Annotated in this window: 9 protein-coding genes and 1 riboswitch; of the genes, 3 read left to right on the top strand and 6 right to left on the bottom strand. The window is 44.0% G+C overall.

Annotated features, from left to right (window positions below; all coding sequences use genetic code 11):
• The first annotated feature begins 24 nt into the window (after positions 1–24).
• The 3 genes from C0977_RS03735 to C0977_RS03725 all read left to right on the top strand — a co-directional run bounded on the left by C0977_RS03735 (position 25) and on the right by C0977_RS03725 (position 4,980).
• Entirely contained in the window at positions 25–2,100 is a 2,076-nt protein-coding gene (locus tag C0977_RS03735; protein ID WP_101912488.1) for a transglycosylase domain-containing protein, read from the top strand.
• 74 nt (positions 2,101–2,174) lie between these two features.
• Positions 2,175–3,272: a metallophosphoesterase gene (locus tag C0977_RS03730; protein WP_159459026.1), complete on the top strand. Its 1,098-nt coding sequence runs from the start codon at positions 2,175–2,177 to the stop codon at positions 3,270–3,272.
• Between the two features lie 172 nt (positions 3,273–3,444).
• A complete protein-coding gene (locus C0977_RS03725; RefSeq protein ID WP_101912486.1) occupies positions 3,445–4,980 on the top strand; it encodes a pyruvate kinase in 1,536 nt (511 codons plus the stop codon).
• Between the two features lie 2 nt (positions 4,981–4,982).
• Here the strand turns inward: C0977_RS03725 and cytX are convergent, their stop codons facing one another.
• The 6 genes from cytX to C0977_RS03695 all read right to left on the bottom strand — a co-directional run bounded on the left by cytX (position 4,983) and on the right by C0977_RS03695 (position 12,944).
• Positions 4,983–6,140: a putative hydroxymethylpyrimidine transporter CytX gene (gene cytX / locus C0977_RS03720; RefSeq protein ID WP_101912485.1), complete on the bottom strand. Its 1,158-nt coding sequence runs from the start codon at positions 6,138–6,140 to the stop codon at positions 4,983–4,985.
• 48 nt (positions 6,141–6,188) lie between these two features.
• Positions 6,189–6,291: riboswitch (TPP riboswitch) on the bottom strand.
• Between the two features lie 42 nt (positions 6,292–6,333).
• Positions 6,334–7,812 (bottom strand): helix-turn-helix domain-containing protein, encoded by a 1,479-nt coding sequence (locus tag C0977_RS03715; protein WP_101912484.1) that lies wholly within the window; start codon positions 7,810–7,812, stop codon positions 6,334–6,336.
• Positions 7,813–8,291: 479 nt separating this feature from the next.
• Positions 8,292–9,689 carry a GntP family permease gene (locus C0977_RS03710; RefSeq protein ID WP_101912483.1) on the bottom strand — a complete coding sequence of 466 codons (1,398 nt, stop codon included), beginning with the start codon at positions 9,687–9,689 and terminating at the stop codon, positions 8,292–8,294.
• A gap of 63 nt (positions 9,690–9,752) precedes the next feature.
• The gene (locus C0977_RS03705; protein ID WP_101912482.1) at positions 9,753–10,544 is read right to left on the bottom strand and encodes an enoyl-CoA hydratase-related protein; all 792 of its coding nucleotides are present in this window, start codon (positions 10,542–10,544) and stop codon (positions 9,753–9,755) included.
• Positions 10,545–10,559: 15 nt separating this feature from the next.
• Positions 10,560–11,798, bottom strand: a complete 1,239-nt coding sequence (locus C0977_RS03700) for a CaiB/BaiF CoA transferase family protein (RefSeq protein ID WP_101912481.1) — start codon at positions 11,796–11,798, stop codon at positions 10,560–10,562.
• A gap of 12 nt (positions 11,799–11,810) precedes the next feature.
• Positions 11,811–12,944 (bottom strand): acyl-CoA dehydrogenase, encoded by a 1,134-nt coding sequence (locus C0977_RS03695; RefSeq protein ID WP_101912480.1) that lies wholly within the window; start codon positions 12,942–12,944, stop codon positions 11,811–11,813.
• Positions 12,945–13,397: the final 453 nt, after the last annotated feature.

The following is a 13,397-nucleotide window of genomic DNA, read 5'->3' as shown; positions in this document are numbered from 1 at the left end:
ACGCAGCCCCACACAGGAGGATTTATGTATACACCAAGACGCCGGGCAAAACACGTGAAGAAACGCAGTTCAACCCATTTCTTACGCGTCCTCGTAGCGCTATGTATCGTCATTGCTGCCGGTATCGGCTTCGGTTATATTTTCGCAGCCTATCAAAGTCTTCCGGCTGTCGGAAATAATATGAGACCTGCCGTTTCGTCACAAGTATTCGACAACAAAGGACGCCTGATCACTACGCTGCACTCCGATCAGAACCGCTTGCCTATTGATATCAACAAAGTTCCTCAGAATTTGCAGAATGCCTTTATTGCCGCTGAAGATAACCGCTTTTATGACCATATCGGTATTGACCCCATCGGCATCGTTCGTGCAGTCATTACCAATGTGACCAACAGAGGCATCGCCCAGGGCGGCAGCACGATAACGCAGCAGCTGGCAAAAAACGCTTTCCTGTCGCAGGAGCAAACGTTGAAGAGAAAAATACAGGAAGCCATGCTCGCGTTGGAAATCGAACGGAAATACAGCAAAAAAGAAATCCTCGAAATGTATATGAATCAGATTTACTTCGGGCAAGGTGCTTACGGTATCCAAACGGCGGCACAGACGTATTTCGGCAAAGATGTAACGGAATTGAATTTGACGCAATGCGCTATGCTTGCAGGTCTGCCGAAAAGCCCGAATTATTATTCGCCGCTGACAAATCTGAATGAAGGGATCGCCAGAAGGAATGTCGTTCTCAGCCAGATGGTAAAATACGGCTACATCAGCGAAAGCGAAGCAACGAAAGCAAAAGACGCCGATCTGGAACTGGTTAAGAAAAAATCAACAGTTGCCAACAACGAGACTGCTGCTTTCATTGATTACGTATCCCAGGAAATTGCGAAGAAATACGGCGACGACGCTTTGTATAAAGAAGGGTTGAAAATTTACACGACTTTGGACACGAAAAAACAGCACGCCGCCGTAAAAGCCTTGGCAGACCTTCCCGATAATTACGAAGATGCCAACGGCTTGACGCAACCGCAGTGCGCGATTGTATCTCTAGACCCTCATACCGGCTATATTCTCGCCATGGTCGGCGGCCGCAACCAGGACAGCTTCAACCGCGCCACGATGGCCGTTCGCCAACCCGGTTCCGCCTTCAAGCCTTTTGTTTACGCTACGGCGCTGCAACATGACATGAGTCCCTCTACACACATAAATGATGAAGAAATATCATACGGCAATTGGCATCCGCAAAACGCCGACAGGCAATATCGCGGTTCCGTTTCCTTGCGTACGGCATTAACGCTTTCGATTAATACCGTTGCCGTTCAAGTTGCCGATAAAGTCGGCACGGATAATATTATCTCCAACGCCCGCAAGATGGGCATTACCACGCTGGAAAACGGCGACTCCAACCTGGCCATGGCCCTCGGCGGCCTGACGCACGGCGTAACGCCGCTCGAAATAGCCGGCGCTTACGGCACCTTTGCCAACAAAGGCGTATTCATAAAGCCGACGGGAATCGTCAAAATCCTCGACCGCAACGGTAATGTTATTGAAGATAATTCCCTCGAAAGCGAACGGACAAAAACACAAGTCCTTACGGAAAAAGAAGCCTATATGATGACTGATATGCTTTCTGACGTCATGACCTCCGGCACGGGCACAACAGCCGCCATCGGCAGACCTGCCGCCGGCAAGACCGGTACGACGGACGACAATAAAGACGCCTGGTTCGTCGGATATACGCCGAATATCGTTACGGCAGTCTGGATCGGCGATGATACCGGCTCGGAAACGCTGGGTGAAGTGTACGGCGGCACAATACCGGCTCAAATCTGGCATGACTATATGTCTGCCGCTGTCGCCGACGAATCGGTGAAAGACTTCGACGTGCCTGCCGGCATGGCGCCTATCCGGGAAGAACCGGAAGAAGACAACACTGCGACAGAAAAGAGCAAAACCGATAAGAAAGCCGACAAGAAAAACGTAAAAACGGATAAAGGAAAAACCGACAGCGAACAAAGCGACACGACCAAAGACCGCACACGTAATACGGACGACGAATCGGACCAATCGAAAGAATCGCCGTCTCGAAACAATAAACGAGAATAATAACCTACTAAAAAATGCAGCGTCTGTACCGCTGCATTTTTTATATCGTAAGCTGTAAAGGAGGCCGTATTACCATGCATAATCGCAGACTCTTCTTTCGTAATATCGCCGTCTTAACGGCAATCGGTTCCGCTGCCGCCTGGCTGATGTACGGCACCGCATTTCCCGGCGTATCCTCCGTTCTGTTCTTATGGCTGTTTCTGGCTTTATCCGCAGCTTTTGCCGTCTCTCACAACGCGATGGACAACCTGCCCGTGCTGCCAATAAAAATTCTCGCTTGGATCGGCGGCTACTGGTTGATTTTCAGTCTCTATTCGTTTCTCCTTTTTCTCCTGTTCACCGTTTCCTTTCTCCTTTCCTTCCTGTCAGGCATGCTTCCGCAATGGCGGGAATGGCTTCCTTCTTTCGGCATCTGCGGCCTTACGGCCATCGTGTGCCTGTTTCTCTACGGCACGTATCTGGCGCTGCAGATCAAAATAAAAAACGTCATCATCCCCTCTGCCGTTATTACAGCGGACATAAAGCTTATCTTCGCGACGGACATTCATCTCGGTCCGCTTCTCAGCAAAAAATACAGCCGCCGCCTCGTACAGCAATTGAACAGCCTGCATGGTGACATCATCATTTTCGGCGGCGACATGATCGACGGAAATCTCGATTTTGTTTTACGTGATAAAAGTTATGCCGCCTTTCGACGCCTGGAAGCGCCTCTCGGAATATACGCCGTCTATGGCAACCACGATTATTTCTTCAGTGATATACAGGAAGAAGCCGACGCTTTTTTCCCGATTCGTTTCCTTCGAAACGAACAACTTTCCGTCAGGGAAGATATTTCGCTGACCGGCATGGATGACTATCTGCACAGCCGCGACAAGGCCGTCATGGCTGCCGCAAAAACGCCGCTGAATATCCTTATTGATCATGAACCGCTGCGTATCGAAGAAGCATATCGCCGAGGATACGATCTGTATTTGGCCGGCCACACTCACGGCGGCCAATTTTTCCCGGCCACCTGTGTAACAAACCGATTATATACATTGAACTACGGCTGTAGAACATTCGGCCCCATGACGGCCGTCGTTTCCTGCGGCTGCGGCTTCTGGGGCATGCCGTTCCGCCTCGGAACAAGAGCGGAAATCCTCTGTATAACGATAAAGGCGCAGAAAGATTGATGCCAAATCCGTCTCATCTCTTATGCAGTTGTCAGCAGAACGGCTGTCGGGACGTACATATTTTTCCTATTTTTTACATTATTCGATAAAAACACTCTCTATAAGACGGTAAAATTTGCTAAAATAGTTAGATAAACCATGTATTTCAGATCGGCGGCAAGGAGGAAAGAACATGACAGAAGACAATGGACGGCAATACTATTTAAACCACTTATATGATCGTTTATATGCGCTGCGTCACGATGTGCTCAGCGACGGTCTGGACCTGTTCAAAACATGGCGACCGTATATTTACAGAAAAACATTTCTCTACAGTGCTTTAAATTTGGCCTTTTATTTGGCTTTACGCAGCCGTGATCTGCAAGATCTGCAAAGTAATCTCCTTTCCCTTGGCCTCTCCTCACTCGGCAGAAGTGAAGCCAGAACGATCGTCAATCTCGACGCCGTCATGGCCTCTTTAGGGCGTATCTGCGGCAAAAGCGATCAGGAGTTAATCGACTATCCGCCGCAAAAAATGTTTTTTCACGGTGAAAAACTGCTGCGCCATAATACCTCCGCCCTTTTCGGCGGCAGCCAAGGCGAACCGTATACACATATCATGGTAACACTGCCGACAGAAGCCGCCGACGACTATACGCTGATTGACGACCTCATCCGCTCGGGCATGAACACGGCCCGTATCAACTGCGCTCATGATGACAAGGAAATCTGGCAGCGCATGATCGACAACGTCCGCCGCGCCGCCGCGGAAAACCGGCGCCCCTGCAAGATTTACATGGATCTGTCGGGGCCGAAAATACGTATTGACGAAATTCTCGTCAAAGGGTTGGACACCAAACTGTTTATTGGCGATACAGTATTTCTCGCCGCCCATTCCATTGACAGCTATCCTGCTGACTATGCAGGCGACATCGTCATTACCTGCAAAATTCCCGAAATCTTTAAAACCTTGAAGATCGGCGATCCCGTCTTAATTGATGAAGGAAAAGTACAAGGCCGCATCAGTGAAATTACGCCGCAGGGGGCATACATACGCCTGACCTATGCCAGGCCGACGGGAAGTAAACTGAAAAATCAAAAGAGTCTGAATTTCCCGGAAACGCCGCTGCCGATTTCTCCGTTGACGGAAAAAGATCTGGACGACCTGGATTTCATCGCCGCCCACGCCAACCTTGTCGGCTATTCCTTCGTAAAATCGGCCGCCGATGTCCGTCTCCTCCAACAGGAACTGCAAAAACGCCGCGGCGACGACGCGCGCAAGATCGGAATCATTGCCAAAGTGGAAACAAAAGAGTCGGTCCAGCACTTGCCTGAGATTATCGTGCAGGCAGCTTCAAGCCATCCGTTCGGCGTTATGATCGCCCGCGGCGATCTGGCGGTGGAAGTCGGCTACCACCGCCTTTCGGAATTGCAGGAAGAGATTCTCTGGATCTGCGAAGCCGCCCACGTCCCCGTTATTTGGGCCACGCAAGTATTGGAAAACATGGTCAAGACCGGTTTGCCGTCACGGGCGGAAATCACCGACGCGGCCATGGGTGAACGGGCGGAATGCGTCATGCTCAATAAAGGGCCCTACATCGTGGAAGCCGTCACCTCCCTGGGAGACATCCTGCGCCGTATGGAGTCGCATATGTATAAAAAAGCTCCTCGCCTGAAAGCCCTTCACATTGCAATGAATGCGCTTTCTTCGAGAAGCTTTAAAAAATAATTTTATCGCCGCAGCGCCTTGTGGCATGCTGCGCTGATAACCATAATGATGATGACGACAGGAAATGTTATGCCCAACGGCGTTTCCACGTCAAGGAAAAAACGGTAAAGAAAGAATCCGCCTGCCCAGAGAACGAGATTCAGCCAATTCACAGCCGAAGCCCCGTGATCTTCTTTGAGAAGAAAATAATCGGTCAGCAATATGGCCGTCATCGGAGCAAAGACCGATCCGATGAGGTAAAGAAAATCCTGAAACCGTTCTGCATCAGCCAAAATGGCCAAGACCACGCCGGCAACACAAGCGATCAAGGCCAACCCCTTTTCCGAAAACTGCGGCAGCAATCGCCGACCGCTGACACCGGCGGAAAAGGCATCCAGAAAAGTCGTCGTAACCGTCGACAGCAAAACGATCAAAATCCCCGCCGCACCTAATCCGGCTTCAACCATAACTGCGGCAATATCCTCCTGTCCGGTGTATAAAGCCGCACCCATACCGATCAGAAACATCCAGCAACTGGCAACAAAATATGCGCCGCAGCTTGCCGCCGTAGCTAGCTGCGGCCGTTTTGCCGTCCGCGTATAATCGGAAATGACCGGCAGCCATGAAAGCGGCATGGCAACAGCCAGCTCGACGGCGCCTCCAAACGTCATATCACCTGCAGACGGCGACACATCGCCATGAAAAACGACACCACTCAAAACGATCGTGAGCAACAATAAAGCGGCCATGACCACCCCGTTGAGTTTTCCCAGGTTCTTCAAACCCAAAAGAATCCACAAAGCGATGAACGCGCCGATGATCACACTCCAAAACGAAGTTCCCGTGCCGGCGATTGTATTCGCGGCAACGGCGGCACTGGCCACCATGACGGCAGTCCAGCCGACAAGCTGAATGACATTGAGTCCGGCAAAAAGAAGCGCCCCCTTTTGCCCGAAGGAAATTTGCACCGTTTCCATCGCACTTTTGCCGGTACGTGCACCGATAAGTCCGGCATAATACATAACGGCGCCGCCGATAACATGGCCGATCAAAATTGCCGCGCTCCCTTCAGCAAACCCTAAAGGAGCCAACAGCATTCCCGTTAATATTTCGGCAATGGAAATACCGGCGCCGAACCATAAGAGCCCATTATTCCAAACTGAAGTCTTTTCTGTTTCCATGACACATGTTCTCCTTCACAAAAAAAAGAGCATCACAGAGATGCTCTCACTAAGTATACTTACTGTTCCTACGGCGGCATTATCCGCATCAGGTTCTAGGGTCGAAGTTCGTCTTCCTCTCAGCAGTGATCGCGCTCCCCTTAATCGTCACTCACAGTATAAACCGACTGATATTCATTGTCAAATAGGCTGCTCATTTTTCAAAAAGAAAATCCATTAAAAATTTATATTGATCATACAATTTAGCTAATTGATCAACAGTATATTCTTTATAATGTCTGCTTTTTCTCTGATGTTCAAAAAACTGCTGAAAATATTGTAGTAGTAAGGGATTATTAATAAAATAGATAGGATTTGTGCTGCGATGTATATAGTGCAAATTTTTCTTCAAAAATCCAGTGGAATAATTCGTATTAAATGAAAGATTCGTAAAATTAGTTCCGCTGTATTTTTCTGTTGTCGGTAATAACACACCGAACGTAATATTAGGGTTCAATTTCATAACCTCTAAAATATTTTTAACATGATCTCGCCTTTCTTCCGGTGTTAATTGGTAGGAAAAATCAGTAAGCTGAATATCCCCCGTCTCTAAAAATCGGATAATGGAATTTGTCGGCAACATAAATCGCAATGATACTCTTACCATCAAATTTTCCCAAATAGCCCTAACACGTTCGACCCATTCTTCAGTAGCCGGATCCAAATCTCCCATTTTAGCTTTTAATAACATCGAATCAAACACCTTATCAGGCAATAAAAACTCAAATCCGTTTACACAAAAAAAGAAAAATTCATCTGATGTATAGAATGTATCCCTATATCCAAAACGTTCCATGCCCAACGTTTTCTTAGGCTTCAATACTACCGGCAATGTCGCCATAAATGATCTGCATTTTTCAAAAATCACAGCCACTTGTTCCGAATCGGTAATCACCGAACACAAATCAATATATCCTTCTACATTTAAGTAATAATAAATTACCGCTTTATTTTTTATTACGATAATATTGCTATATTGATCCGATATTTTTTCATGAATCGTAAAATCAAAGTCCAAAAAGTCATTAAGGCACTGGAACAAATCTCCCATATGAGAAACCGGATCATCCTTTAAACGTTCAAAATTGATCAATAAATCTATCTTACAAAAACACTTTTTTAATGATTCCCGATAAAAAGTACTCCAAAATTTATTTTGCATCAAACTAATAAAATCACCGGTAATCAATATATCTATTTCGGCAGCTTCATTACCTAGACAGGTATCAATGACATTAGAAATTAATACCTGACAATCAGTAACACCAATAGCCGATTTATTTGTATGCTCAGTTTCTATCGCCTGCTTGTTTTTTTTGGTTCCAATAGACCGTCTATATCGATTACTCAAATATTGATATATCTCAAATTCTAAATCCTGATCGGAAATATGCTTAGAATCTAAAAACCGTTTTTTAAGTTCTTCACTTAATTTCAATTTTATCGTAACCAACGTAACTGCATTAGCTATTTTTTGATTGATTAAATCGACATTTTTAGCAGCAGGTAATCTGGCTCCTGTTACCCATTTGCTGACATACGATAAATCATAACCGATCTCTTTTGATAATACACTATACCTTATATTAACGAATTCTAATAACTCCTTTAACCCTTCTGCATAATCATTCACTTTACCCCTCCTCTCCTTTATAGTTTATCATATGAACACAATATATTAAATTCTGGTCAACAACTTAAACAGACAGTCCTCCCACCTTTCATATCGATATTTGAAAGATTAATCCGATCCATAGATTTTATTATTCTATAAAACAAGGAGGAATTATATAAAACAACGCCGCATATTTTTAACTTTTGGCATAATATTATTTTCGCGGCCAATTCAATATATCGCCCCTTAAGTTATCCCTCTCTTTCAGTATATATACAAGCCATCCGCCTCCATATTGTAAACGGATAAACACCGTTAACTTTCCCTGCTATATTCTATATATAAAAAATGCATAATGCATCGTATCATACCCTCTGCACGCTCCCGTATTGCCCTGTAGACGGCGCAGTTTTTCTTCCCGAATGGGTTTCATGTACAACAAAAGGCACTACTTTTATTTAAATTTTATAAAAGCAGCGCCTTTTATTTGATTTTTTCTAAACAATTCCCGTTAACATATATAAAAACACTGCTACAAACGCCATAGCAAACTTCAATAAGGTTACTCCGAAAATGTCCTTGTATGATTCTTTATGAGTTAACCCACAAATCGCTAACGTCGTGATAATGGCGCCATTATGAGGTAATGTATCCATCCCTCCGGCAGCCATAGAAGCAATGCGATGAACAACCTCTGCCGGTATACCTGCCGCAGCAGTTGTTTCCAGCCAGTGCTGACTGAATATTTCTAAAGCTATACCAAGTCCGCCGGTTGCCGATCCGGTAATTGCAGCTAACACATTTACCATAATGGCAACATTTACCAACGGCATACCGGCCCCAATGCCATACAACGAATTGGCAATTTCGGTAAACCCCGGCAATGATGATATCACGCTACCATACCCGACTTCAGATGCCGTATTCATAATCGCCAATAGAGACCCAATCGCTCCTGCATTTAAGGCCGCTTTCATGCTTACACTCTTTGACATAAACTTTCTACCTAACACGCATGCCAAGATAATAGCCACTAAAAGACCTATAATGAGCGACCAAATAGATACAACATTTTTTACACTTTTAGCAGTCAAAGGAAGTCCCATTTTTTGGAATGGTTCAACTAATGTTGTATCCCAAGTAAAAACAAATGATAAATAGAAACTAACTCCTAACACCGTAATTAAAGGCAAAACGGATAAATACCATGGAGGAGTAGGTTGATCGGGATCTACGATGGTTTCATTTAACGTATGGTTCCCATATCCTTCCCCTGTTTTCTCAGCCACTTTACGTCTCCAATTCAAATATAAATAACAAAGGACCAAAGTCGCTGTACCGCAAATCGTGCCTAAAATAGGAGCGGCATAAATAGTCGTTCCCAAGTAAACGGTAGGAATAATATTTTGCAACTGAGGTGTCCCTGGCGCTGAATCCATAACCATCGTCAGAAGGCCCGCTACCAGTACTGCCGGAATTAACTTCTTAGGTATATTCGCCTCTTTAAACACAGCTGCGGCAAAAGGATAAATTGCAAAAACGGCTACGTAAACACTAACGCCTCCATACGCTAAAATAACACATACTGCCAAAACTGATAAGATAGCTTTATCCTTACCCAGTTTTTTAATAACGATCCCAGCAATGCTCCGTGCCATCCCTGTCTCTTCCATTATCTTACCAAAAACTGCACCTAGTAAAAAAACAGGAAAGAAGGATTTAACAAATACAACCGCTTTACCCATAAACAATTCTGTATATCCAGGCAATAAATGATAATTGGCCATACTAGCCGCCACCAATGCGCAAACAGGGGCAAATAGAATAACGGAAAAGCCACGATATGCAATTGTTACTAATAAGGCCAAGCTGATAATAATCATTAAAACTTCCATTGATTACACCACCTTTAGTTTTTATATGTATAGGAGAGGGCATGCACTCTCCTATACATATAGTTATTTTCCAATGAAGTGCGGCTCTCTTTTTTGCACAAAAGCTCCCATGCCCTCTTTTTGGTCTGCCGTAGCAAAACAGATAGCAAAAACTTCATCTTCGTAAGCGATACCTGTAATAACATCACAATTAATGCCTCTGTTGATAGCAGCTTTTGATAATTGCACAGCAATTTTGCCTTTTGAAGCAATTAGTTTTGCCGTTTTTATTACTTCCTTCATTAAATTTTCTTGCGGAACCACTAAATTAACTAATCCAATGCGATAGGCTTCTTCAGCATTAATCAATTTGGCGGTATAAATTAATTCTTTGCCGTATCCTCTACCGACAACTCTTGGTAATCGTTGTGTTCCTCCAAATCCAGGCGTAACACCAAGACCAACCTCAGGTTGCCCAAACTTCGCATTTTCCGATGCATAGCGAAAATCACAAGCACACGCCAATTCACAGCCGCCACCTAATGCATATCCATTCACAGCTGCAATAACCGGTTGCGGCAAATTTTCAATCCGCGTAAAAGTATCTTGAGCCAGTTTACCAAAATCTCGACCTTCAATGGAATTCATCGTCGACATAGCGACTATATCCGCTCCCGCAACAAAAGATTTATTGCCCCCACCTGTAATAACGACGACTTTAACGGACTTATCCTTCTCTAAAACATCAATACAGGCTCCTAATTCCATCACCGTTTCGGGATTTAACGCATCTAAAGCCTTCGGTCGATTAATTGTGATTGTGGCAATGTCTTCCTCTACTTCAAAAAGTATATTATTCAACTGAGACAGTTCCATTTTATCTTCTCTCCTTTATTTAGCTGTAAATACAGCGCCAATTTGAACCAGTTCATCAATGTCCTCATCAGCATACCCATATTCCTTCAAAATTGCTACGGAATCTTGGCCAATTTTGGGTGCTAAAAGTTCTACTGTCGGTGCAATATCAACTGGAGTTGTTGGTTCAATATCACAAAATCTCACAGGTGTCATCGCTTGTTTCGTTTCACTGCCATCAAAGTTTTTTATTGGCACAATATACTGGTTCTCTAACGCTTGTGGATCATTTAATGTATCTTTGACATGCTGAATGCAATCATATGCAATATCGGCATCATGTAGCCTTTTAGCCATTTCTGCTTGTGTATATTTAGCAAATCCTTGGCTAATAATTTCCACTAACTCGACAGCATTCTTTTTCCCGTCAACAGCTTTGGCAAAACGAGGATCATCGACTAAATCCGGGCGGTCAATAACATCTTTCATCAAAGTGTTATAATAGCGGTCATGTTGTAAAATGCTCATATAAATCCATTTTCCATCAGAACATTGGAAGCTATCCATCACCGGCGACATTGGATTTTTCCTCGTTTTAGGATATTCATCACCATATTGTGTAGCCATAACCAAGGCGGCATTGTTCCAAATCGCTTGACCGTAAAGAGAGGTCATAACCTTACACCCTTTACCGGTTTTTTCCTTCTGATACAGTGCGCCTGCAATCCCCCCCGCCAAAGAACATGCAGTTGTTGCATCACCAAACCCGTATGGAGCGTTAATAGGCGATGTCTCCTTTTCAGGAAAGTCAATCATCGCTCCACTCCTCGCCCAAAAAGCCACAACATCAAACCCCGGATTATCTTTCACCGGCCCAAAGTCACCATATCCGTTTAATTGAGCCCAAATAAGATGAGGATACTTTTCATGAAGTGTTTCATAGTCCAGCCCCAATCTTTTTAAGGCTCCCGTCCGATAGCTGGATAAAAAAACATCGGCAGTTGTAAGCAATTTATTGAGGACCGCCTTACCTGCTTCATTTTTCAAATCAAGAGCCAAGCCTCTCTTGTTTGAGTTAAAAGCGGCATATAAGGGGTTGCAGTCTTCTTCAATCGGCGCTTGAAGCGATGTTCCTGAAGTTCTAATCGGGTCGCCAAACGGAGGTTCCACTTTAATAACATCGGCCCCCCAGTCCGCTAAAATTTTCGCAGCTCCAGGACCTGCGACAAAATACGTTAAATCAATAACTGTAACGCCTTTTAAAGGTTGCAGCATACTATCTCCTCCCTATTGTAAGATCGAACGACTAATTACAACTCGTTGAATCTGGTTTGTACCTTCATATATTTGTGTGATTTTTGCATCTCGAAGCATTCTTTCTACAGGATATTCACGGGAATAACCGTATCCCCCCATAATCTGAATCGCATCTAACGCTACTTGAACAGCAACATCCGATGCAAAGGTTTTAGCCATAGCCGCTTCTTTCCCAAAAGCTTGCCGATTATCTTTCAATTGAGCTGCATGATAAGTAAGCTGCCTTGCCGCCTCAATGCTAATCGCCATATTCGCTAACATAAATCCAATGGCTTGGTTATAACAAATCGGTTTACCGAATTGTTCTCTTACTTTTGCATATGCCACTGCTTCCTGATATGCGCCTTCAGCAATACCTACAGCCTGCGCAGCAATTCCGATTCGAGCTGTATCGAGAGTTACCATTGCAATTTTAAAACCTTCCCCATCTTTGCCTAATTGATTTTTTTTAGGGATCCTGCAATTATCGAAAATCAATTCTACGGTGGAAGATGCTCTAATCCCCATTTTTTCTTCATGTTTTCCAATAGAAAAACCGGGAGCACCTTTTTCAACGATAAAGGCAGATAATCCTTTTACCCCTTTTGTTTTGTCTTTTGATGCGAATACAATAAATATTTCCGCCGCTCCTCCGTTACTAATAAAACACTTACTCCCGTTTAATACATAACATTCCTTATCCTCAACAGCCGTTGTCATCACCTTCGCCGCATCGGACCCTGCTCCCGGTTCCGTCAAAGCAAATGCACCAACAGCATCCCCCGTCGCCAGTCTAGGTAAATACTCCTTTTTTTGTTCTTCAGAACCAAAATTTAAAACCGGTAAAATCCCTGCCGAATTATGAACAGCCATAATAGTTCCTGTTGATGCACATGCCTTTGATATTTCTTCCAATGCTGCAACACTGGAAACCATATCCATTTCAGCGCCATCATAAATTTCGGGAACAGCCATGCCCATGAACCCCATCTCACTCAGTTTCTTGACATTTTCCCAAGGGAATTCTTCCGTCCGATCGTAATAAGCCGCTTGGGGGGCAATAACTTTCTGTGCAATTTCTTTTGTCATTTTTTGAATCATTTTCTGATCGTCATTTAATACCATAATCAAGTTCAACTCCTTCTCACAGGTACATATGTTTTGTCCATATGTCCATATTACGCAAAATTTACATGGAATAATATGCACATTTCCTAGACTTTTTAACCGAAAATTTATGATATTTTTTCCATTTTGCAGTTTCTTTTGTCTATTATTTGTCTATGTTTTTTCTTTCCATATTTTTATAATCAGGCCCATACCTTTATAAAGTAATACTGACATATTTATAAATTATAAATATGTCAGTATTACTACGGGGATATCCATGAATACATTTCTCAGGTATTCATGGATATCTTGATAGTTTATGCGGTTATGGATATATACAATATACTTTATCCCTAAGTATCACTTCTCATTTTGTGCACACAACGAGATAAGCGGGATAGTATATTTTCATATTATTTACAGGTACAGGTCCTGTTACGTCAGGCAAAAAACGCCGCTGCGGCAGCC

Origin of the sequence: Megasphaera vaginalis (ex Bordigoni et al. 2020) (assembly GCF_900240295.1) — a bacterium.
In the GTDB taxonomy this organism is placed as follows: Bacteria; Bacillota; Negativicutes; order Veillonellales; family Megasphaeraceae; genus Megasphaera; species Megasphaera vaginalis.
The sequence above is the reverse complement of the archived record's forward strand: the minus strand, read 5'-3'. Positions and strand labels throughout refer to the sequence as shown.